The organism is Salmonella sp. 32020114201800008SM, assembly GCF_017572025.1.
Lineage (GTDB): Bacteria > Pseudomonadota > Gammaproteobacteria > Enterobacterales > Enterobacteriaceae > Salmonella > Salmonella enterica.
The window spans coordinates 24,334-47,808 of the sequence record NZ_JAGEQM010000010.1; the positions used below are offsets into that span (position 1 = coordinate 24,334).

Annotated in this window: 20 protein-coding genes; 8 read left to right on the forward strand and 12 right to left on the reverse strand. The window is 55.0% G+C overall.

Going from position 1 to position 23,475, the window contains the following annotated elements:
• Window positions 1-181 precede the first annotated feature (181 nt).
• From gltB to J4613_RS20680, 5 genes are all read left to right on the forward strand, one after another.
• On the forward strand, window positions 182-4,642 hold the full coding sequence (gltB, locus tag J4613_RS20660; RefSeq protein WP_023258142.1) for a glutamate synthase large subunit: 4,461 nt from the start codon (window positions 182-184) through the stop codon (window positions 4,640-4,642).
• A 9-nt stretch (window positions 4,643-4,651) separates the two neighbouring features.
• On the forward strand, window positions 4,652-6,070 hold the full coding sequence (gene gltD / locus J4613_RS20665; RefSeq protein ID WP_023204559.1) for a glutamate synthase subunit GltD: 1,419 nt from the start codon (window positions 4,652-4,654) through the stop codon (window positions 6,068-6,070).
• A gap of 207 nt (window positions 6,071-6,277) precedes the next feature.
• Window positions 6,278-7,381, forward strand: a complete 1,104-nt coding sequence (locus J4613_RS20670; protein ID WP_000184303.1) for a PDDEXK nuclease domain-containing protein — start codon at window positions 6,278-6,280, stop codon at window positions 7,379-7,381.
• Window positions 7,382-7,496: 115 nt separating this feature from the next.
• A complete protein-coding gene (gene codB / locus J4613_RS20675; protein WP_111742231.1) occupies window positions 7,497-8,750 on the forward strand; it encodes a cytosine permease in 1,254 nt (417 codons plus the stop codon).
• Window positions 8,737-10,017, forward strand: coding sequence for a cytosine deaminase (locus J4613_RS20680; RefSeq protein ID WP_001180687.1), 1,281 nt, complete (start codon window positions 8,737-8,739; stop codon window positions 10,015-10,017). The genes codB and J4613_RS20680 overlap by 14 nt, the downstream gene beginning before the upstream one ends.
• Before the next feature lie 82 nt (window positions 10,018-10,099).
• Here J4613_RS20680 and nanQ read toward each other — a convergent pair whose 3' ends face one another.
• The 11 genes from nanQ to zapE all read right to left on the reverse strand — a co-directional run bounded on the left by nanQ (window position 10,100) and on the right by zapE (window position 19,425).
• Window positions 10,100-10,567, reverse strand: coding sequence for an N-acetylneuraminate anomerase (nanQ, locus tag J4613_RS20685; protein ID WP_000979902.1), 468 nt, complete (start codon window positions 10,565-10,567; stop codon window positions 10,100-10,102).
• Window positions 10,564-11,439, reverse strand: coding sequence for an N-acetylmannosamine kinase (gene nanK, locus J4613_RS20690; RefSeq protein ID WP_001661160.1), 876 nt, complete (start codon window positions 11,437-11,439; stop codon window positions 10,564-10,566). Before nanK ends, nanQ begins: the two co-directional genes overlap by 4 nt.
• On the reverse strand, window positions 11,436-12,125 hold the full coding sequence (locus J4613_RS20695) for an N-acetylmannosamine-6-phosphate 2-epimerase (RefSeq protein ID WP_000054444.1): 690 nt from the start codon (window positions 12,123-12,125) through the stop codon (window positions 11,436-11,438). Before J4613_RS20695 ends, nanK begins: the two co-directional genes overlap by 4 nt.
• Before the next feature lie 46 nt (window positions 12,126-12,171).
• Entirely contained in the window at window positions 12,172-13,662 is a 1,491-nt protein-coding gene (gene nanT / locus J4613_RS20700; RefSeq protein WP_000108071.1) for a sialic acid transporter NanT, read from the reverse strand.
• Window positions 13,663-13,777: 115 nt separating this feature from the next.
• Complete coding sequence (gene nanA, locus J4613_RS20705) at window positions 13,778-14,671, reverse strand: N-acetylneuraminate lyase (protein ID WP_001029667.1); 894 nt, start codon at window positions 14,669-14,671, stop codon at window positions 13,778-13,780.
• Window positions 14,672-14,805: 134 nt separating this feature from the next.
• Entirely contained in the window at window positions 14,806-15,597 is a 792-nt protein-coding gene (gene nanR, locus J4613_RS20710) for a transcriptional regulator NanR (RefSeq protein ID WP_000382926.1), read from the reverse strand.
• A gap of 108 nt (window positions 15,598-15,705) precedes the next feature.
• A complete protein-coding gene (gene sspB, locus J4613_RS20715) occupies window positions 15,706-16,206 on the reverse strand; it encodes a ClpXP protease specificity-enhancing factor (protein ID WP_000366112.1) in 501 nt (166 codons plus the stop codon).
• A 5-nt stretch (window positions 16,207-16,211) separates the two neighbouring features.
• Window positions 16,212-16,850, reverse strand: coding sequence for a stringent starvation protein SspA (sspA, locus tag J4613_RS20720; protein ID WP_000257298.1), 639 nt, complete (start codon window positions 16,848-16,850; stop codon window positions 16,212-16,214).
• 312 nt (window positions 16,851-17,162) lie between these two features.
• Window positions 17,163-17,555 (reverse strand): 30S ribosomal protein S9, encoded by a 393-nt coding sequence (gene rpsI, locus J4613_RS20725; RefSeq protein WP_000829815.1) that lies wholly within the window; start codon window positions 17,553-17,555, stop codon window positions 17,163-17,165.
• A 15-nt stretch (window positions 17,556-17,570) separates the two neighbouring features.
• Window positions 17,571-17,999, reverse strand: a complete 429-nt coding sequence (gene rplM, locus J4613_RS20730; RefSeq protein ID WP_000847559.1) for a 50S ribosomal protein L13 — start codon at window positions 17,997-17,999, stop codon at window positions 17,571-17,573.
• A 301-nt stretch (window positions 18,000-18,300) separates the two neighbouring features.
• A complete protein-coding gene (gene zapE / locus J4613_RS20735; protein ID WP_111742230.1) occupies window positions 18,301-19,425 on the reverse strand; it encodes a cell division protein ZapE in 1,125 nt (374 codons plus the stop codon).
• Between the two features lie 192 nt (window positions 19,426-19,617).
• Between zapE and zapG the strand changes: the two genes are divergently transcribed.
• The 3 genes from zapG (at window position 19,618) to degS (ending at window position 22,703) form a co-directional block, all read left to right on the forward strand.
• Window positions 19,618-20,016, forward strand: coding sequence for a Z-ring associated protein ZapG (zapG, locus tag J4613_RS20740; RefSeq protein WP_001519074.1), 399 nt, complete (start codon window positions 19,618-19,620; stop codon window positions 20,014-20,016).
• A gap of 156 nt (window positions 20,017-20,172) precedes the next feature.
• On the forward strand, window positions 20,173-21,540 hold the full coding sequence (degQ, locus tag J4613_RS20745) for a serine endoprotease DegQ (protein ID WP_000716690.1): 1,368 nt from the start codon (window positions 20,173-20,175) through the stop codon (window positions 21,538-21,540).
• 92 nt (window positions 21,541-21,632) lie between these two features.
• Complete coding sequence (gene degS / locus J4613_RS20750; protein WP_000497705.1) at window positions 21,633-22,703, forward strand: outer membrane-stress sensor serine endopeptidase DegS; 1,071 nt, start codon at window positions 21,633-21,635, stop codon at window positions 22,701-22,703.
• Between the two features lie 33 nt (window positions 22,704-22,736).
• Here degS and J4613_RS20755 read toward each other — a convergent pair whose 3' ends face one another.
• Window positions 22,737-23,468 carry a triphosphoribosyl-dephospho-CoA synthase gene (locus tag J4613_RS20755; RefSeq protein WP_000602036.1) on the reverse strand — a complete coding sequence of 244 codons (732 nt, stop codon included), beginning with the start codon at window positions 23,466-23,468 and terminating at the stop codon, window positions 22,737-22,739.
• Window positions 23,469-23,475 lie beyond the last annotated feature (7 nt).

Sequence of the window (23,475 nt, forward strand, 5' to 3'; positions counted from 1 at the left end):
TCATCATATTTATGCAGTAATTGAGATTCCCTCTTAACCGTATTTACCAATGCGCAAAGGACACAAAGAGGGCGAATGCGAGGTAAGCGTATGATGCGCCAGCCCCGTCGCCATGCTCTTGCTGTGCCCGCGCGCCATCGGTTGGGAGAGCGTCCCGTAGAGCCTGGGGAGGTTCACTGATATGTTGTACGATAAATCCCTTGAGAAGGATAACTGTGGTTTCGGCCTGATCGCCCACATAGAAGGCGAACCTAGCCACAAGGTAGTGCGTACCGCCATACACGCGCTGGCCCGGATGCAGCACCGTGGCGCGATCCTTGCCGACGGTAAAACCGGCGACGGTTGCGGCTTGCTGTTACAAAAACCTGACCGTTTCTTTCGCATCGTGGCCGAAGAGCGCGGCTGGCGCTTAGCCAAAAACTACGCCGTCGGGATGATCTTTTTAAATAAAGATCCTGAACTGGCCGCCGCGTCACGCCATATTGTCGAAGAAGAATTACAGCAGGAAACCCTGTCGATTGTCGGCTGGCGCGATGTGCCAACCAATGAAGGCGTGCTCGGTGAAATCGCCCTCTCCTCCCTGCCGCGTATTGAGCAGATTTTTGTCAACGCTCCGGCGGGCTGGCGTCCGCGTGATATGGAGCGCCGTCTGTTTATCGCCCGCCGACGCATTGAAAAACGCCTGCAGGACGACAAAGATTTCTACGTATGCAGCCTGTCGAACCTGGTCAACATTTATAAAGGTCTGTGTATGCCGGCGGATCTGCCGCGCTTCTACCTGGATCTTGCGGATCTGCGTCTGGAATCGGCCATCTGCCTGTTCCACCAGCGCTTTTCCACTAACACCGTGCCACGTTGGCCGCTGGCGCAGCCGTTCCGCTACCTGGCGCATAACGGCGAGATTAACACCATCACCGGCAACCGCCAGTGGGCGCGCGCCCGTACCTATAAATTCCAGACGCCGCTGATCCCGGACTTACAGTCCGCTGCGCCGTTTGTTAACGAAACCGGTTCGGATTCCAGCTCGCTGGACAATATGCTGGAACTGCTGCTGGCAGGCGGGATGGACATCATCCGCGCCATGCGCCTGTTGGTGCCGCCCGCCTGGCAGAACAACCCCGATATGGACCAGGATCTGCGCGCCTTCTTTGACTTTAACTCCATGCATATGGAGCCGTGGGACGGTCCGGCAGGCATCGTGATGTCCGACGGGCGCTTCGCCGCCTGTAACCTTGACCGTAACGGCCTGCGCCCGGCACGCTATGTCATTACCAAAGACAAGCTGATCACCTGCGCCTCCGAAGTCGGTATCTGGGACTATCAGCCGGATGAAGTAGTCGAGAAAGGCCGCGTCGGCCCAGGCGAGCTGATGGTGATCGACACCCGCGGCGGACGTATTCTGCATTCCGCGGAAACCGATGACGACCTGAAAAGCCGCCATCCATATAAAGAGTGGATGGAGAAAAACGTCCGCCGCCTGGTGCCGTTTGAAGAGCTGCCTGATGAAGAAGTCGGTAGCCGCGAACTGGACGATGACCTGCTCGCCAGCTATCAAAAACAGTTTAACTACAGCGCCGAAGAGCTGGACTCGGTTATCCGCGTGTTAGGCGAAAACGGCCAGGAAGCCGTCGGTTCAATGGGCGACGATACCCCCTTTGCCGTGCTCTCCAGCCAGCCGCGTATTATTTACGACTACTTCCGCCAGCAGTTCGCGCAGGTCACTAACCCGCCTATCGACCCGCTGCGTGAAGCGCACGTCATGTCGCTCGCCACCAGCATCGGTCGCGAAATGAACGTCTTCTGCGAAGCGGAAGGTCAGGCCCATCGCCTGAGTTTTAAATCGCCAATTCTGCTGTACTCCGATTTCAAACAGCTCACCACCATGAGCGAGCATCACTACCGCGCCGACTGGCTTGATATTACCTTTGATGTCACCGAAACCACACTGGACGCGACGGTTAAGGCGCTGTGCGATAAAGCGGAACAGATGGTGCGCAACGGCACCGTGCTGCTGGTCCTCTCGGATCGCAATATCGGTAAGAATCGCCTGCCGGTCCCCGCGCCGATGGCGGTGGGCGCGGTGCAGACTCGTCTGGTCGATCAAAGCCTGCGCTGCGACGCCAACATCATCGTAGAAACCGGAAGCGCCCGCGATCCGCATCACTTTGCGGTACTGCTCGGCTTTGGCGCAACGGCCATCTATCCGTACCTGGCCTACGAAACGCTGGGGCGTCTGATTGATACCCAGGCCATCGCCAAAAACTACCGTACCGTGATGCAGAACTACCGTAACGGCATCAACAAGGGGCTGTACAAGATTATGTCCAAAATGGGCATTTCGACCATTGCCTCTTACCGCTGCTCCAAACTGTTTGAAGCGGTCGGACTGCACGATGATGTGGTAAACCTGTGCTTCCAGGGCGTGGTCAGCCGTATCGGCGGCGCGAGCTTTGATGACTTCCAGCAGGATCTGCTGAATCTCTCCAAACGCGCCTGGCTGGCGCGCAAACCCATTAGCCCGGGTGGCCTGCTGAAGTACGTCCACGGCGGCGAATATCACGCCTATAACCCGGATGTCGTGCGTACCCTGCAACAGGCGGTACAGAGCGGCGAGTACAGCGATTATCAGGAATACGCCAAACTGGTCAATGAGCGTCCGGCGGCAACGCTGCGCGATCTGCTGGCGATACATCCAGACGGCGAGGCGGTGACCATTGACGAGGTTGAGCCCGCCAGTGAGCTGTTTAAACGCTTTGATACCGCAGCCATGTCTATCGGCGCATTAAGTCCGGAAGCGCACGAAGCGCTGGCGGAAGCGATGAACAGCCTCGGCGGCAACTCCAACTCCGGCGAAGGCGGCGAAGACCCGGCGCGCTACGGCACCAATAAAGTGTCGCGTATCAAACAGGTGGCCTCCGGTCGCTTTGGCGTGACGCCGGCCTACCTGGTCAATGCCGATGTGATTCAGATTAAAGTCGCGCAGGGCGCGAAACCGGGCGAAGGCGGTCAGTTGCCGGGGGATAAAGTCACTCCGTATATCGCTAAACTGCGCTATTCAGTGCCGGGCGTGACGCTGATCTCCCCGCCGCCGCACCACGATATCTACTCTATCGAGGACTTAGCGCAGCTCATTTTCGACCTCAAACAGGTCAACCCGAAGGCGATGATCTCCGTGAAGCTGGTGTCCGAACCGGGCGTCGGCACCATCGCGACCGGCGTGGCGAAAGCCTATGCGGATCTGATCACCATCGCTGGCTACGACGGCGGTACCGGCGCCAGCCCGCTCTCTTCGGTGAAATATGCGGGCTGTCCGTGGGAACTCGGACTTGTTGAAACCCAGCAGGCGCTGGTCGCCAACGGTCTGCGTCACAAGATTCGTCTGCAGGTGGACGGCGGTCTGAAAACCGGCGTCGACATCATTAAAGCGGCGATTCTCGGTGCGGAAAGTTTCGGCTTCGGCACCGGCCCGATGGTGGCGCTGGGCTGTAAATACCTGCGTATCTGCCACCTGAATAACTGCGCAACCGGCGTAGCAACTCAGGATGACAAGCTGCGTAAGAACCACTATCACGGCCTGCCGTTCAAAGTGACTAACTACTTTGAATTTATCGCCCGCGAAGTGCGCGAGCTGATGGCTTCGCTTGGCGTGACCCGCCTGGTGGATTTGATTGGCCGCACCGACCTTCTGAAAGAGCTGGATGGCTTCACCGCTAAACAGCAGAAGCTGGCGCTGTCTCGTCTACTGGAAACCGCTGAACCTCATCCGGGTAAAGCGCTGTACTGCACCGAGAATAACCCGCCGTTTGATAACGGCGTGCTGAATGCGCAACTGTTGCAGCAGGCGAAGCCGTTTGTCGATGCGCGCCAGAGCAAAACCTTCTGGTTCGACATCCGCAACACCGACCGTTCCGTGGGTGCGTCGCTTTCCGGCTACATCGCACAGACCCACGGCGATCAGGGGCTGGCTTCCGATCCGATTAAAGCGCACTTCAGCGGTACCGCAGGCCAGAGCTTTGGCGTGTGGAACGCGGGCGGCGTGGAGTTATATCTGACTGGCGATGCCAACGACTATGTCGGTAAAGGTATGGCAGGCGGTTTAATCGCCATCAGACCACCGGTAGGTTCCGCCTTCCTCAGTCATAAAGCCAGCATTATCGGCAACACCTGCCTGTATGGAGCGACCGGTGGCCGTCTGTACGCGGCGGGGCGCGCGGGCGAACGTTTCGGCGTGCGTAACTCCGGGGCGATTACCGTAGTAGAGGGTATCGGCGACAACGGCTGTGAATACATGACCGGCGGCATCGTCTGCGTGCTGGGTAAAACCGGCGTTAACTTCGGCGCGGGGATGACCGGCGGCTTCGCCTATGTGCTGGACGAAGATGGCGAATTCCGTAAACGCGTGAACCCGGAACTGGTAGAAGTACTGGACGTTGATTCGCTGGCTATCCACGAAGAGCATCTGCGCGGCCTGATCACCGAGCATGTGCAACATACTGGTTCGCAACGCGGCGAAGAGATCCTGTCCAGGTGGTCAAGCTTCTCAACCCAATTCGCGTTAGTTAAGCCCAAGTCCAGCGATGTCAAAGCCCTGTTGGGCCACCGTAGTCGTAGTGCGGCAGAATTGCGCGTGCAGGCGCAGTAAGGAATTGAAATGAGCCAGAATGTTTATCAATTTATCGACCTGCAGCGCGTTGATCCGCCGAAGAAACCGCTGAAGATCCGTAAGATCGAGTTTGTTGAAATCTACGAACCGTTTTCTGAAGGTCAGGCGAAAGCCCAGGCGGATCGCTGTTTGTCCTGCGGGAACCCCTACTGCGAGTGGAAATGCCCGGTACATAACTACATCCCGAACTGGCTGAAACTGGCTAACGAAGGGCGTATTTTTGAGGCGGCAGAGCTATCGCACCAGACTAACACCCTGCCGGAAGTGTGTGGCCGCGTCTGCCCGCAGGACCGCCTGTGTGAAGGCTCCTGTACGCTGCACGATGAGTTCGGCGCGGTGACCATCGGTAACATTGAGCGCTATATCAACGATAAAGCGTTTGAAATGGGCTGGCGCCCGGATATGACCGGCGTGCGCCAGACGGACAAACGGGTAGCGATTATCGGCGCAGGTCCGGCAGGGCTGGCGTGCGCCGACGTGCTGACCCGCAACGGCGTGAAGGCGGTGGTCTTTGATCGCCATCCGGAAATCGGCGGCCTGCTGACCTTCGGTATTCCAGCTTTCAAACTGGAAAAAGAGGTGATGACCCGTCGTCGCGAGATCTTCACCGGCATGGGTATTGAGTTCAAACTTAATACCGAAGTGGGTCGCGACGTCGAACTTGACGAGCTGTTGAAAGAGTACGACGCGGTGTTCCTTGGCGTCGGCACCTATCAGTCAATGCGCGGCGGGCTGGAAAATGAAAATGCGGACGGGGTTTTCGACGCTCTGCCGTTCCTGATCGCCAATACGAAGCAGATCATGGGGTTTGGCGAAACCAGCGACGAACCATATGTCAGTATGGAAGGAAAGCGCGTAGTGGTGCTGGGCGGCGGCGATACCGCAATGGACTGCGTACGCACTTCCATACGCCAGGGCGCAACGCACGTAACCTGTGCTTATCGTCGTGATGAAGAGAACATGCCGGGTTCCAGACGCGAAGTGAAAAACGCGCGCGAGGAAGGTGTCGAATTTCAGTTTAACGTTCAACCGCTGGGCATTGAAGTCAATGCCAACGGCAAAGTGAGCGGCGTAAAAATGGTGCGCACTGAAATGGGCGAACCGGATGCCCAAGGCCGTCGGCGGGCGGAGATCGTCGCCGGTTCCGAGCATGTGGTTCCGGCTGATGCGGTGGTGATGGCGTTTGGTTTTCGTCCACACAGCATGGAATGGCTGGCGAAACACAGCGTGGAACTGGACTCGCAGGGACGAATTATCGCGCCGGAACGCAGCGATAATGCTTTCCAGACCAGCAACCCGAAAATCTTCGCCGGTGGCGACATCGTGCGCGGTTCCGATCTGGTGGTGACGGCGATTGCCGAAGGCCGTAAGGCGGCTGACGGGATTATGAACTACCTCGAAGTGTAACCCTTCCGGCTCCCCGGTTGATGCCTTGTGCTGATGGCTGGGGAGCCGATATTCCTCTCCTCAATATCTCTCCTGCCGATTCTGGAAACCCGCTCGTAAATCGAGATGTAATGCCATGTAAAATCCGTTCATAGATTGATCCGTTTACGCCTGAAGCGTATTGATAGCGTTCTAATTTCACAATAAAACTATCACGTAAGGGATGACATGACGAATCCAACTTTAGCGCCACAGTCTGATGAATATCAGCAAATTCATGACGGTATTATTCGTCTGGTCGATACGGCACGTACCGAGACCGTGCGCAGCATCAATGCCATTATGACTGCCACCTACTGGGAAATTGGCCGACGTATTGTCGAATTTGAACAGGGAGGAGAAGCGCGAGCGGCCTATGGCACCCAGCTTATCGAACGATTATCGGTAGATTTAAGTCAGCGCTATAAGCGCGGTTTTTCCACCAGAAACCTATGGCAAATTCGTACATTTTATCTTTGTTTTCAACATATTGAAATTCCGCAGACACTGTCTGCGGAATCTTCAAATCTCATACCGCTCGCCAAAACATTCCCTCTTCCCTGGTCAGCTTATGTGCGTCTGCTGTCGGTGAAAGATAACGATGCCCGCACTTTTTACGAGAAAGAGACGCTACGTAACGGCTGGTCCGTACGGCAGCTCGACAGGCAAATCGCCACTCAGTTTTACGAACGAACGCTACTGTCCCACGACAAATCCGCCATGTTGCAGCAGCCTGCACCCGCCGAGCCAAACGTTTTGCCGGAGCAAGCCATACGCGACCCGTTCATTCTGGAATTTCTTAACCTGAAGGACGAGTATTCCGAATCAGATCTCGAAGACGCGCTGCTCAGCCACCTGATGGACTTTATGCTGGAACTTGGTGACGATTTTGCTTTTGTTGGCCGCCAACGCCGACTACGCATAGACGATAGCTGGTTCCGCGTCGACCTGCTGTTCTTCCATCGTCGCTTGCGCTGCCTGTTGCTCGTTGACCTGAAGGTAGGCAAATTCGGTTATGCGGATGCCGGGCAGATGAATATGTACCTGAACTATGCCAAAGAGCACTGGACAATGCCCGGAGAAAACCCGCCAGTCGGCTTGGTTTTGTGCGCAGGGAAAGGCGCGGGGGAAGCGCATTACGCGCTGACTGGCCTGCCAAACACCATCATGGCGAGCGAGTACAAAGTGCAGTTGCCCGACGAAAAATTACTCACAGACGAACTTATTCGTTCGCAAACCATGCTGGAAACTCAACTCACACGCGGTGGTTCACTGACAACGGAGAAAAACTAACGAACCATTAATGTCATGAATAATTATCAAAAAAATATCACACGAAAACGTTTGCTTTATTCTGAGAACTGTATATTATGCGGCGGATTTTTTGGGCAAAATTCATGGAGGCGTTGTGTCGCAGGACAACAATTATAGCCAGGGCCCCGTCCCTCTGGCGGCGCGGAAGGGCGTGATTCCACTGACGTTTGTCATGTTGGGTTTAACGTTTTTTTCCGCCAGTATGTGGACCGGAGGGACACTCGGCACCGGTCTTTCTTATAATGATTTCTTCCTCGCAGTTCTCTTCGGTAATCTCCTCCTCGGTATCTACACTGCATTTCTTGGTTACATCGGCGCAAAAACCGGACTCTCCACCCACCTCCTTGCACGTTACTCCTTTGGCGTTAAAGGCTCATGGCTTCCCTCCTTGCTGCTTGGCGGCACACAGGTAGGCTGGTTTGGCGTTGGCGTAGCGATGTTCGCTATTCCGGTCAGTAAAGCGACGGGCATTGATGCCAATATCCTGATTGCCGTTTCGGGTCTGCTGATGACCCTGACCATTTTTTTCGGCATCTCGGCGTTGACCATTTTGTCTATCGTTGCCGTACCCGCGATCGTTATTCTGGGCAGCTACTCCGTCTGGCTGGCGGTCAGCGGCGTGGGTGGGCTGGAGCATTTAAAAACGATAGTGCCGCAGACGCCGCTGGATTTTTCCAGCGCGCTGGCGCTGGTGGTGGGCTCGTTTGTCAGCGCCGGTACATTGACCGCCGACTTCGTCCGCTTCGGACGTCATGCCAAAAGCGCCGTACTGATTGCGATGGTCGCTTTTTTCCTCGGCAACTCGCTGATGTTTATCTTTGGCGCGGCAGGCGCTGCCGCCGTCGGTCAGGCGGATATCTCTGACGTGATGATAGCGCAGGGGCTGCTGCTGCCCGCGATTGTGGTGCTTGGCCTGAATATCTGGACCACCAACGATAACGCGCTGTACGCATCGGGTCTGGGCTTCGCCAATATTACCGGTCTTTCCAGCCGCACGCTGTCGGTGGTGAACGGGATTATCGGTACCGTGTGCGCGCTGTGGCTTTACAATAATTTTGTCGGCTGGCTGACGTTCCTGTCATCGGCCATCCCACCGATTGGCGGAGTGATTATTGCCGACTATCTGGTGAACCGCCGCCGCTATGCCGACTTCAACACCGTGCGCTTTATTCCCGTTAACTGGATTGCTATTCTTTCCGTCGCGCTGGGCATCGCCGCCGGACATTATGTTCCTGGTATTGTGCCCGTCAACGCCGTACTCGGCGGCGTCTTCAGCTATATCCTGCTGAATCCACTTTTCAACCGCAGCCTTGCTAAATCACCAGAGGTCAGCCATGCAGAACAATAACATCACTATTCGTCAGACGCGTCTGCAGGGACACGAAGGATTATGGCAGATTACGATTGAAAACGGGCGCTTTAGCCGGATTGAGCCTCAGGAAGCCGCATCGTTACCGCAGGGCGAAGTGCTTGATGCCGAAGGCGGCCTGGCTATTCCACCGTTTGTTGAGCCACATATCCACCTGGATACCACGCAAACGGCGGGTGAACCGAGCTGGAACCAGTCCGGCACACTGTTTGAAGGGATTGAGCGCTGGGCAGAACGTAAAGCAATGCTCACGCATGAAGATGTGAAAGCGCGCGCGATGCAGACCCTGAAATGGCAGATGGCTAACGGCATCCAGTACGTTCGTACTCACGTTGACGTTTCAGATCCTACGCTCACCGCGCTGAAAGCCATGCTGGAAGTGAAGCAAGAGGTTGCGCCGTGGGTAGACCTGCAAATTGTCGCCTTTCCGCAAGAAGGTATTCTGTCTTATCCCAACGGTGAAGCGCTGTTAGAGGAAGCCGTGCGTTTGGGCGCTGACGTTATTGGCGCCATTCCGCACTTTGAATTCACGCGGGAATATGGCGTTGAATCGCTGCACAAAACCTTCGCCCTGGCGCAAAAATACGATCGCTTGATCGATGTGCACTGCGACGAAATTGATGACGAGCAGTCTCGCTTTGTCGAAACGGTCGCGGCGCTGGCGCATCGCGATGGCATGGGGGCGCGCGTGACCGCCAGCCACACCACGGCTATGCACTCGTACAACGGCGCGTATGCGTCACGCCTGTTCCGTCTGTTGAAAATGTCGGGGATTAACTTCGTCGCCAACCCGCTGGTGAATATTCATCTGCAAGGACGGTTTGACACTTACCCGAAACGTCGTGGCGTCACGCGAGTGAAAGAGATGCTGGAAGCGGGGATCAACGTCTGCTTTGGCCATGATGACGTCTTCGACCCGTGGTATCCATTAGGCACCGCCAATATGCTGCAGGTGCTGCATATGGGGTTACACGTTTGCCAGTTGATGGGGTATGGGCAAATCAACGACGGGTTAAATCTGATCACTACCCACAGCGCAAAAACCCTGCATTTACAGGACTACGGTCTGAGCGTCGGCAATGCCGCGAATCTGGTTATCTTACCCGCTGAGAATGGATTCGATGCGGTACGTCGCCAGACGCCTGCCCGTTACTCGATTCGCCACGGGCGGGTGATTGCCGAGACGGTGCCGAGCCAGACGACGCTGCACCTGACCCAGCCGGAAGCCGTGACGTTTAAGCGTTAACCCGTCATACCCGCGCTCTCCGGCACATTCACCACGCAGCCCCGTAAGGGGCTGCGTTCGGAAGACTGCTCCGGCAAGAGATTCAGGCCGCCAGCAGACTGGCGCGTACTTTCACTACCACTTTTTTGATGTCATCTGGCTCACCCACTGCACATCCCGGTTTATGCGGTTCTCCCGGCATAAACACAGCAAACATCCCCGCTTGCAGCGTAATAGTCTGCTCGTCGGCAATTTGACTACAAAGCTGGTAATCCTCTTCAACATGCATCTCCTCGCACTGGCGAGCGGCACCGGACATCCCAAACGCAATACGCTCGACGCCGGTTAGTAGTAGCTGAATATCAATGTATTGTTCATGCAATTCCGCTTTCTTCCCGGCCGGCATTTGCGTCGTTAACTGCATTACATTCATAAAGATATTGTCGCCCTGCAATTCATAGCGCCCCGGCGCTTTCTCCTGCGGCCTTGCCGCCAGCGCGAGAGTCAAGGCATCCAGCAGTCGCGGATGCAACCCGCAAGAAGGCAACGACTGTACTTCCCCCATCATCATAATGTGTCTCCTTGAGCTAACAACGCAGCGCCTAATAATCCTGCGTCATGCCGATATCGAGCGGCGCTCAGCGCCACGTGATAAGGCGCAGGCTCTTGCATCAAAAACGCGCGAACCTGCTCCAGGTATCCCTCAGCTAACCCTACGCTGCCGCCAATGACCACACACTGGCAGTCGGTAATCGCTTTCACATCGGCGATCATTCGCGCTATTACCTGCGCGGATTGGCTTACCAGATGTCGCGCCTGCTGATGACCTTCGCCAGCGCGAATAAATAGGGTTTTGGCGTCGCATCCCGCCAGATCGTCCCGCGCCGCCGCGGCCATCCCTCGTCCGGAGGCGATGGCCTCTACGCAGCCAACGCGTCCACAGCCGCATACGGGCCCGTGTGGGTCCGCCAGGGTGTGTCCCAGGTGCCCGGCCAGACCGCCTTTTCCGGTAAGGAGCTTGCCGTCGCAGACAACGCCGCCGCCAACGCCGGTTGAAACGGTGATAAATACCATATCGCGGATATCATCAGGGAGCGCGTGATACTCCGCCCAGGCCGCCGCCTGCGCGTCGTTCACCGCCAGCGTCGGCAGGCCAGCGATCGCTTCCAGTGTTTGTACTAACGGAAAGTGTAGCAAGCCGCCCAGATTATGGGGGTTTAGCGCCAGCAGCATCCCTTCCTGAATGATCCCGGTAGAAGCTATCGCTACCTGACGCGCCTCTGCTCGTAGTGGTTCAACCAGCGCCTTTAATGCTTCACGTAACGCATCCGGCGTTTTGCTCGCGGGGGTCGGTAGCTCGCGACGCTGGCTAATGCGCAAGTTGTTGTCGATGAGCGCGGCGGCAAGTTTAGTACCGCCAATATCGATTGCTAACGTAGTCATGACGCCGCCTTTTTTAATGCGTCGTTATACCATCCACAGATATGTTCCAGACGTGTAATGGCGGACCCCACCGTCACCGCCCATGCGCCATAGCGGATCGCCTCCGCCGCCAGTGCTGGCGAGTTATAGCGCCCTTCGGCTATTACCCGGCATCCGGCGTCATGCAACGCTTTGACTAAGGGCAGATCGGGTTCCTCCGGCGTATCGGGGGTGGTGTAGCCGGACATTGTCGTGCCGATAATGTCCGCGCCCAACCGTTGGCAGGCGAGACCATCGTCCACGGATGAGCAGTCGGCCATCGCCAGTAGATGGTGGTGATGAATGCGCGCCAACAACGCCTCAACGGCTACCGGCCGTTGCCGAGCGGTTCCATCAACGGCGATAATAGCTGCGCCGGCCTGTGCCAGCGCATCTACATCGTCGAGAAAAGGGGTAATGCGCACTGGAGAGTCGTCCAGATCGCGTTTGATAATGCCGATAATGGGTACCGAAACGAGCGAGCGGGCCACGCGCAGGTTGTCTATGCCTTCAATACGCACCGCAACCGCGCCCGCCTGTTCCGCCGCCAACGCCATTGCCGCTACAATCTCCGGCTTATCCAGCGGACTGCCCGGAACGGGCTGGCAGGAGACAATCAGGCCGCCAGAAGCGGCAATATTTTTATCCAGTTGTTCAAGTAACGACATACTACTCCCTTACAAATATTGCCCGGTTTAAAACCGGGCAAGCGGATTAACTTTTCGTTTTTACAAAGGCACCTTTACCACTGCCAAGCGGTACGGCTCCGCTGAACGGTTTGTCGTCGATAGCATCGTGGGTGCGTAACGCTTCCGGACGTAGCCAACGCTGTACGCGAGACGGCATATCAAGCCCAATAAGCAGGATCACGACAAACGTCAGGCTGAAAGAGAGCGATGCCAGCGCAGTGCCCAGATCCAGACGTTGAGCGATCAGCGCTCCCAGGATCGGCGCCAGCGCGCCGCCGAGCGCGCCGACGTTATAAGTAAAGCCCAGCCCCGCCGCGCGCTGATCGGTATCGAAGTAACCGCCGATCAGTTTCGGCAGAATCCCGGCAATCCCCTGCCCCAACATCTGTTGGAAAAACAGTAGCAGACCCAGAACCCAGACGTTTGTGCCGCCAATCGCAAAGACCGGAATAATGAGGATTTGCGAGGCCAGCAGGCTACAAACATATGCTTTACGCGTTCCCAGCCAGTCGCCAAGAAAACCGCCTACGCAGCAACCAACCGCCGCGCCAAATCCGCTAAAGAACAGGACATTCGCCACCGTATGCGGATCGTAGGCCAGCTCGGTTTTCAGATAAGTGGGTAATAGCGCCTGAATCGGCCAGGAATAGAGGAAAGCAAACAGTACCACCAGCATCAGCATGACGCCAGTGGGCCAGCGTTTACCGCTGCTCTGCACCATAAAGCTGATAAAGATAACCGCGCACAGTAGTCCCAGCCCCGCCACAATCGCAGCATTTTGTAGGTTACCGGCAAAACAGAACCACAGCGCAGCGGCGGCGGCGAAAGTCATTAAAATGTTGATGATGCGATGTTCGCCCCGATAAAGAATGTCGACCATCGTACGTACCGGCGCTTTACCCGCGTGTTTCTCTTTCCAGTCTTCCGCTTCCGGAATGTTTTTCCGCAGCCAGAGGGCGAAGATAATTGGCAAAATGCCAATGAAAAACAGCGCGCGCCAGCCCCAGACAGGCACCACCAGGCTGTACACCTGCGCGGCAACGACCGCGCCGACGGAGAAGCCGGAAATCAGAAAACCGCTGGCTTTATTGCGTAAATGTTTTGGCCAGCTTTCAATCACATAGGTCGCGCTGGAACCATATTCGCCCGCCATGCCCATACCAATCACCAGTCGGGCGATGAACATGGTGGTGTAACCGGGCGCAAACCCGCATGCCAGGGTTCCCACCGAAAACAGAATGATGCTGCTGACCATCGCCAGACGACGCCCATAGCGATCGCCCATCGCGCCCAGTAATAACCCGCCGAACCAGCGAGAGATAAAAGCCGCAGAAATCAGGCTTGCCGCCTGTACCGTCGTCAGCCCAAATTCGCTTTGTACCTCAGTCAGTACAAGAGCAATCAACACAAAATCAAAACCATCAAGCAGATATCCCAGCCAGGCAGCGGAAAATGCCCGCCACTGCGCCCGGTTGAGATGGCGATACCACGGGATGTTCTGGGTAGAAGTACTCATTTTACTCTCCCGACGATTTTTGTTGTCGTTATGCCGAATGGCGGCTCCGCCTTATCCGGCCTACCGCTCACACTGTTGTAGGCCGGGCAAGCGTAGCGCCCCCGGCATTATGCTGTTACGCCTTTTCTTCCATCAGTTGTTGAGCCAGCGCCTTGAGCGCCGGCAGATATTTTTCATCAACAGGCGCAAACGGTTTACGACATAGCGGCACCGATACCACGTCCATATAATGCAGGACCGTTTTCAGGCCGCGGAATACGCCGGTTTTAATCAGTAAATCAATAACCTTATTGCACTCGGTTTGCAGACGCTGCGCTTTCGCCACATCGCCCTCACGCAATGCCTGAACAATCCCCTGATAACGCCAACCCATAATGTTGTATGTGCTGCCGATACCGCCGTCCGCGCCCGCCAGCAGACCGGAAGCGAAGATTTCGTCATAACCGTTGTACAGCACCAGATCCGGATGCGCGCGGCGGATCTGCTCCATCTGGAAGAGATCGCCGGAGGTTTGCTTCAGCGCGCTCACGCCCGGTAATGTCACCAGCGTATTGATCTGATCGAGGGTAAGTTTTACACCGCTTAACGCCGGAATGTTGTATACCACCATCGGCAATCCATCTGCGGAATCAATGATTGCCCGATAATGGTCACAGTGCTCTTCAAAACTGAAAGGGTAATAAAAAGGCGTCACCGCAGAGACCGCATCAAAACCGTAACGCTTTGCGGCGCTGGCAAGCTGCTGGCTTTCTGCGGTGCTTACCGTCCCGACATGGGCGATCAGCGTGATTTTTCCCTTCGCCTCTTCGGCGACAATCTCCAGTACCTGCTCTCTTTCAGCAAGGCTCTGTACGAATGCTTCCCCGGTGGAACCGCCAACGTACAGCCCGTCGATACCCTGCCCGATGTTAAAACGCACCAGACGGCGCAGGCTTTCGCTATCCAGTTGCTGCTGATGATCAAATGGGGTCAACAACGCCGCCATTACGCCTTGCAATGCTTTTGCCATACCTACCTCTACGGATGATGAATATATTAACTACCTACCTTTATACCTGTTATACCAGATCAAATAAGCAGCAAATAATACAGAACGCTTATAGTGCGATCTGCTTCACTAAACTGGGATCGGAGGCGCGATCGCTACCGCATTTTTTGACTTTTTTTACCGAGCGCGTGCCAGGTAGCGGAAACGCTATTGAGGTGGGTTTGCAGAGCGCGATCCGCTTTATCGGGATCTCGCTGGCGAATGGCATCAACAATCACAATATGCTGTTGATAACTCACGTTATTATGTTCATGCAGCTCACGATCGGGAACGCTTGGGCGAGCGGCGATTAGCCAGTCCAGCAGAGCAACATGAATAGCCATAAAGATCGGATTGCCGGGAATTTCAGCCAACACCCGGTGAAACTCGACATCCGAACGAATAAACAGCGCGTTGTCATCCAGCGACTGGCTATTAATTTCCAGCGCTTTCGTTAACAACGCGATCTGCTCGTCGGTGGCATGTTCCGCCGCATAGCGTACCAGGCTGGATTCAAAGAAAAGCCGTAGCTGTTCAAAGTGAGCGATGCCGCCAGGATGAGTAAGAAAATCTTTCGCCATACCCGACAGTTCGCTGATGATGGTATCAGCAGAGGGGCGCGAGACGCGGGCGCGTTCGCCGTTATTGATTTGCACCAGACCTTTACGCTTCAGCGCAGCTAACGCTTCACGCACGGAGGGACGTCCCACATTGAAGAAGGCCATTAATTCACGTTCAGACGGTAGCTGTTCTCCCTCGCCAAACTCATGACGGCGGATCATCTGCTCCAGCTCTTCCTCAACCATTTCAGACAGTTTTTTACGCGCCAGCGGGCGGCGGCGCAAACTACGCCCGAGGGATGTCGGTGAATCTTCTGCTTGCGAATCAAATGCGTTCATAACGTCCATTCATGAGTGGTCGGTGGCAAATAATAGCAAGCTTATCGTAACACAGCTTCAAAAGCAGGGTGAACCCGCGAGGAGGCCAAACAAAACAGGCCCTTCAGGGCCTGTTGATTATTTTACTACGCGCAGTGCCGGACGTCCGCCACGCGGCGGAGGCGGCTCGTCATCAGGACTACTGTCGTCATCGTGGTCGGGCTTATCGCCATCAATGACGGACATCACGGTCTCGCTTTCCGCGCCTGCGGTATTGTCATCATCATTTAAGCTGACAACGTCTTCATCATAGGCGGCTTCAGGCTCAAACATGGTGCCTGCGCCGTTTTCACGGGCGTAAATCGCCAGCACCGCAGCCAAAGGCACAGAAACCTGACGGGGAACGCCGCCGAAGCGCGCATTAAAACGCACTTCATCATTAGATAGCTCCAGATTACCTACCGCCCGCGGCGCAATATTGAGGACGATTTGCCCATCGCGCGCATATTCCATAGGGACATGCACGCCAGGCAGCATCACATCCACCACCAGATGCGGAGTCAACTGGTTATCCAGCAACCACTCGTAGAAAGCACGCAACAGATAGGGACGACGCGGCGTCAACTGTGACAAATCCATACAGGTTAACCCCGACCGAGGCGCATTTCACGTTCAGCTTCGGTTAAAGAAGCCAGGAAAGAATCACGTTCAAAGACGCGGGTCATATAGCCTTTCAGCTCTTTCGCCCCTGCGCCGCTGAATTCAATACCCAACTGCGGTAAACGCCACAGGAGAGGCGCCAGGTAGCAATCAACCAGGCTGAATTCGTCGCTCAGGAAATACGGTTTCTGACCAAATACCGGCGCAATCGCCAGCAGCTCTTCACGCAGTTGTTTACGCGCAGAGTCGGCCTCGGAAGCAGACCCGTTTACGATGACGTTCATCAGCGTATACCAGTCTTTTTCAATACGGTGCATGTACAGACGGCTTTCACCGCGCGCGACCGGATAAACCGGCATCAGCGGCGGATGAGGGAAACGCTCATCCAGATATTCCATAATGATGCGAGATTCCCACAGGGTCAGCTCACGATCCACCAGTGTCGGAACGCTTTGATTCGGGTTGAGGTCAATCAGATCCTGAGGTGGATTGTCCTTTTCCACATGTTCGATCTCAAAACTAACACCCTTTTCAGCCAACACAATGCGGACCTGATGGCTATAGATGTCAGTAGGACCAGAAAACAGCGTCATTACCGAACGTTTGTTGGCAGCGACAGCCATGAAAACCTCCAGGTATATTCAGAATTTTTACTGCTACCAGCCACAATGTGACCAGCCAGATGTTATGTCACCCAGGGCGAAAAAAGCCATCATTGCTCAGAAACGAGACAAAAAATGAACATTCCCCGCTATTTGGGCAGAAAATTGGATGATAGTTTACCAGATTTTGTGACCTTTGTGGTGAGTCGATTCTGGAAATGGGGAAAAAGAGACAACAATCCGCATTTCATCGTGACAGAAATGCATTGCCCATAAAAAAACCCGCCGAAGCGGGTTTTTTCGCTAACAGTTGTCTGCCGAAGCAGAACCCCATTAACGTTTGGAGAACTGCGGACGACGACGTGCTTTACGCAGGCCGACTTTCTTACGTTCAACCTGACGAGCGTCACGAGTAACGAAGCCAGCTTTACGCAGTTCGCCACGCAGGGACTCATCGTACTCCATCAGAGCGCGGGTGATACCGTGACGGATCGCACCAGCCTGACCAGAGATACCACCACCTTTAACAGTGATGTACAGATCCAGTTTCTCAACCATGTCGACCAGTTCCAGCGGCTGACGAACTACCATGCGGGCAGTTTCACGACCGAAGTACTGTTCCAGAGAACGTTGGTTGATAACGATTTTACCGTTGCCCGGTTTGATGAACACGCGAGCTGCGGAACTTTTGCGGCGACCAGTGCCGTAGTATTGATTTTCAGCCATTGCCTATAATCCCGATTAGATGTCAAGAACTTGCGGTTGCTGTGCCGCGTGGTTGTGCTCGTTGCCCGCGTAAACTTTCAGTTTACGGAACATAGCACGACCCAGCGGGCCTTTTGGCAGCATGCCTTTAACCGCGATTTCAATCACACGCTCAGGACGGCGGGCAATCATCTCTTCAAAGGTCGCTTGTTTGATACCACCGATGTGGCCGGTGTGGTGATAGTACACTTTGTCAGTACGCTTGTTGCCGGTTACAGCAACTTTGTCAGCGTTCAGAACGATGATGTAATCACCAGTATCTACGTGCGGAGTGTATTCCGCTTTGTGCTTACCGCGCAGGCGACGAGCCAGTTCAGTAGCCAGACGGCCCAGAGTTTTACCGGTCGCGTCAACAACATACCAGTCGCGTTTTACGGTTTCTGGTTTAGCTGTAAAAGTTTTCATTAAAAGCTTACCCAAATAAATAAGTTACACGTTGGTGAACACCCAAACGTTTTAAATAGTTGAGGTTCACACGACAAAGTCCGGTAAACCTACCCCCTCGGATATGTTTGGCCGGCACAGAGAAAGTTTGGGAAAAAACTCTCTTGTAACGTGGGGTCGCAGGATTATAGAGAAGTCCAGGTCAAAGATCGACCCCTTTTTGCGATTTGCCGCGGGTTTTGTTCAGGCCTGGTTCACCCTCGGTCGGGGAGGTTGCACAGATATAATACCGCATAATGCCGGGGCGCTGCGCTTGTCCGGCTTACGGCATATGCTCCCGCTTGAGGTACTCCGCACTCTGCATCTCTTGCAGGCGTGACAGACAGCGCTGAAATTCAAACTTGAGCCGTTCCCCCTGATAAATTTCATATAACGGTGCGGCGGCGCTGACCACCAGCTTAACGTGGCGCTCGTAAAACTCATCCACCAGCGCAATAAAGCGGCGCGCTTCGTTCTCCATCAGCGGCGTCATGACCGGCACGTCAAACAGCAGAACCGTGTGAAATAACCTTGAGAGCGCAATGTAATCATGCTGGCTGCGGGCCTCGACGCACAGCGTAGCGAAAGAGACCGCTAGCGTTTGGTTTTCAACGCCCAGGGTGGATAAAGAGCGATGATTGATTTCCAGCGTCGGAGCGTGCGCGCGCGCGGCCCCCGCTAACGCCAGCCACAGTTTATCCATTTGCCGCCGGGTTTCATCATTAAGCGGCGTTAGCCATAAATGGGCCTGCGTCAGCGTCCGCAGCCGGTAATCGACGCCGGCGTCCACATTCATAATGTCGCAGTGCTGTTTAATGGCATCGATAGCCGGCAGGAAGCGGGCGCGTTGCAAACCGTTGCGGTAGAGTTCATCCGGCGGAATATTGGAGGTCGCGACCAGCGTAATGCCGCGTGCAAACAGCGCTTTCATTAAACCGCCCAGCAGCATGGCGTCGGTAATATCGGTGACGAAAAACTCATCGAAACACAGTACGTCCGTCTCGGTTTTAAACCGATCGGCAATAATGTCTAACGGATCGATCTGTCCCTGTAGCGCGGTAAGTTCTTCATGCACGCGCAGCATAAACCGATGAAAATGCAGGCGTAATTTTCGCTCACCCGGCAGGCTGTGGTAGAAGAGATCCATGAGCCAGGTTTTGCCGCGACCCACGCCCCCCCACATATACAGCCCGCGAACCGGTATTTGCGCGTCCGGTTCGTTTTTGCCTAATAATTTCCCCAGTCGCGCTATCAGACCGCCGGGTGGCGTAGCCGACGATTTTTTCGCGGTGAGCGCCTGATAAAGGGTTTCCAGACGGTCGACCGCCTCTTTCTGTACGTCGTCAGGCTGATGGGTGCCTTTGTTGAGTGCCTGGAGATAACGCGATGTAGGGGAAAGGCTTTGCATAATGTTATTGTTATTCCTTGAAAATCGATGTGCCGTCGTTCACGGCTGACGAAAAAAAGGCCGTTCTACACTACGCGATATGCTGTCGGGATTCCACTTCTACGGAATTAGCGGTTATAGTGGCATAATCAGGCGCGGGCATGGAGCCTGGAGCCAACACCCTACGGAAACATAAGACAACGGGAGATGTTCATGACCTGGGAATATGCGCTAATTGGATTAGTCGTCGGTATCATCATTGGTGCCGTGGCCATGCGTTTTGGTAATCGTAAGTTACGTCAACAGCAGGCATTGCAGTACGAACTGGAAAAAAACAAAGCTGAGCTGGAAGAGTACCGTGAAGAGCTAGTTAGCCACTTTGCCCGCAGCGCGGAACTGCTGGATACCATGGCGCATGATTACCGCCAGCTGTATCAGCATATGGCGAAAAGCTCCAGCAGCCTGCTGCCGGAAATGTCTGCGGAGTCGAATCCGTTCCGTAACCGTCTGGCGGAGTCTGAGGCGAGCAACGATCAGGCGCCAGTACAAATGCCACGTGATTATTCTGAAGGCGCGTCTGGCCTGTTACGTAGCGGCGCAAAGCGCGATTAATCGCACGCCGTTAAGAAATTTATCGGGCGCATCGCTTGCGCCCTCTCTCTATCTTTCCTGTCCCAGCTATTATCATTGTTACCAGGCTGAAAATTCAATAACATCAATCTGTTTTGAATTGTCTATCCGTTCATTCAAGGTACGAGAGCAGCATCCATGAAAAAACACACCCAGCTGTTAAGTGCATTAGCGTTAAGTGTCGGGTTAACTCTTTCGGCGCCGTTTCCAGCCCTTGCATCGATACCAGGCCAGGTGCCAGGCCAGGCGACGCTGCCAAGCCTTGCCCCTATGCTGGAGAAAGTGCTGCCTGCTGTCGTCAGCGTAAAAGTCGAGGGAACCGCCGCCCAGAGCCAAAAAGTGCCGGAGGAGTTTAAAAAATTCTTTGGCGAGGATCTGCCAGACCAGCCGTCCCAGCCGTTTGAAGGACTCGGTTCGGGGGTGATTATCGATGCCGCGAAAGGCTATGTATTAACCAATAATCATGTGATTAATCAGGCACAGAAGATCAGCATTCAACTGAATGACGGACGCGAATTCGACGCGAAGCTGATCGGCGGCGACGACCAGAGCGATATCGCTCTGTTACAAATTCAGAATCCCAGCAAGTTAACGCAAATTGCCATCGCCGATTCCGACAAACTCCGCGTCGGCGATTTCGCCGTGGCGGTCGGTAATCCGTTTGGCCTTGGGCAAACCGCCACCTCCGGGATTATTTCAGCGCTGGGACGCAGCGGGCTTAATCTGGAAGGGCTTGAGAACTTTATTCAAACCGATGCCTCTATTAACCGCGGCAACTCCGGCGGCGCGCTGCTTAACCTGAACGGCGAGCTGATCGGGATTAATACCGCGATCCTCGCGCCAGGGGGCGGGAGCATCGGCATTGGCTTTGCTATTCCTTCCAATATGGCGCAGACGCTGGCGCAGCAGTTGATTCAGTTCGGCGAAATCAAACGCGGATTGCTGGGAATTAAAGGCACTGAAATGACCGCTGATATCGCCAAGGCATTCAAACTGAACGTTCAGCGTGGCGCTTTTGTCAGCGAGGTTTTACCCAATTCAGGTTCGGCGAAGGCCGGGGTGAAATCCGGAGACGTGATTATCAGTCTTAACGGTAAGCCGCTGAATAGCTTTGCCGAACTGCGTTCGCGTATCGCCACCACCGAACCGGGCACGAAAGTGAAGCTGGGCCTGCTGCGCGATGGTAAGCCGCTGGAGGTGGAAGTCACGCTGGATTCCAATACCTCTTCTTCCGCCAGCGCCGAAATGATCGCCCCGGCGTTGCAAGGCGCGACGTTGAGCGACGGCCAGCTGAAAGACGGGACGAAAGGCGTTAAGGTTGATAGCGTCGAAAAAAGCAGTCCTGCCGCGCAGGCCGGTTTGCAAAAAGATGATGTTATCATCGGCGTTAACCGCGATCGCATCAGTTCTATCGCCGAAATGCGCAAAGTGATGGCGGCAAAACCGTCCATCATTGCTCTTCAGGTAGTACGCGGCAACGAGAACATTTATCTATTGCTGCGCTAATCCTGTCTTAAACCGGGCATCAGCCTGCGATGTGATGTCCGGTTAACTCATGGTATGCTGCTGCCGTTCCCTTTTTTAACGACGCCTCCATCATGTTTGTGAAGCTCTTACGTTCGGTCGCAATAGGTTTAATTGTCGGCGCTATTCTGTTGGCCGTCATGCCTTCTTTGCGCAAAATTAATCCTATCGCCGTCCCGCAATTCGACAGTACCGATGAGACGCCAGCCAGTTATAATTTTGCGGTTCGCCGCGCCGCGCCTGCCGTCGTCAATGTCTATAACCGCAGTATGAACAGTACCGCGCATAATCAACTGGAGATCCGCACGCTGGGTTCCGGCGTGATCATGGATCAACGCGGTTATATTATTACCAACAAACACGTGATTAACGATGCCGATCAGATTATCGTCGCGCTACAGGATGGCCGCGTCTTTGAAGCGCTACTGGTTGGCTCCGATTCGCTTACCGATCTGGCGGTGCTGAAGATCAACGCCACTGGCGGGCTGCCTACCATCCCGATTAATACAAAGCGTACACCGCATATTGGCGACGTCGTACTGGCTATCGGCAACCCATATAATCTGGGACAGACCATCACCCAGGGAATCATCAGCGCAACGGGTCGTATCGGCCTGAACCCGACAGGGCGACAGAATTTTCTCCAGACCGACGCCTCGATTAACCACGGTAATTCCGGCGGCGCGCTGGTCAACTCGTTAGGCGAACTGATGGGGATCAACACCCTCTCTTTTGATAAGAGTAACGATGGCGAAACGCCGGAAGGCCTTGGTTTTGCGATTCCCTTCCAGCTAGCCACGAAAATTATGGATAAGCTTATCCGCGACGGTCGCGTGATTCGCGGCTATATCGGTATTGGCGGACGAGAAATCGCGCCGCTGCACGCGCAGCAGGGTAGCGGCATGGACCCGATTCAGGGCATTGTCGTTAATGAAGTAACGCCAAACGGCCCCGCCGCGCTTGCCGGTATTCAGGTTAATGATTTGATTATTTCGGTCAATAATAAACCCGCCGTGTCCGCGCTGGAGACGATGGATCAGGTGGCGGAAATCCGCCCGGGCTCCGTCATTCCGGTCGTGGTAATGCGGGATGATAAGCAACTCACGTTCCAGGTGACGGTGCAGGAATACCCGGCGTCGAACTAAAACGACGCGGCTTTTGCCCGCGTCGTTCGACGGCTAGTCAATAAAGACTGGCCCTGCCGGAAAATGTGCCAGGAAACTCGTGAAGATCAGCAGAGCGGGGAGACTTTTCTCCCCGACGGCTTCTTCACGCAGCGCCTTATCCAGTACAAGCAGGCTATGCTCCCCCCCTTCCCCCAAAATGCCGCCCATCCAGAGCAGTCGTTGCGCCTGTTGACGCGCATACTGCGATGCGCTTTTCCAGGCGACCAGATGCAGCAACGTTTGTAACAGCAGGACCCGAGACGCGTGACCATCGCGTTGTAATCGCCTGAATACGGGTAATGCAATACTACGTACCGTCGAGAAACCGCTCGCCGCCTCCCCCTCAATCGGCGATAAACCAACAGCCGCCTGTTTGACGAAATCGCATAACTGATTGTGTGTTAATGGCCGCTCGCCTGCGCTCATATACCCTGCGGCAAAACAGAGTAACCCGATACCCTGAGCCCAATCGGTCGATGGCAGAATCCCCTGCGGAACATTCGGTGCCGACGTCTGTGCGGCACAAAGCCCCTCGTCGTAACACTGTGCAAAACGTTGCTCATATATTGCTGAGTTGACGCCAGACCACGGCAGCAAATGCAGTGCTGGCTCAAGCTCAGTTATCTGATTCACCGTCTCAACAACATAACGCAAGATGGTTTCTCTGGATGGCATGGATGTACCTTGCCGAAACGCAACCATTTCACTCATTACTGTGTCCTCATTTTGCGGGAGCAGAATCACTGCCCCC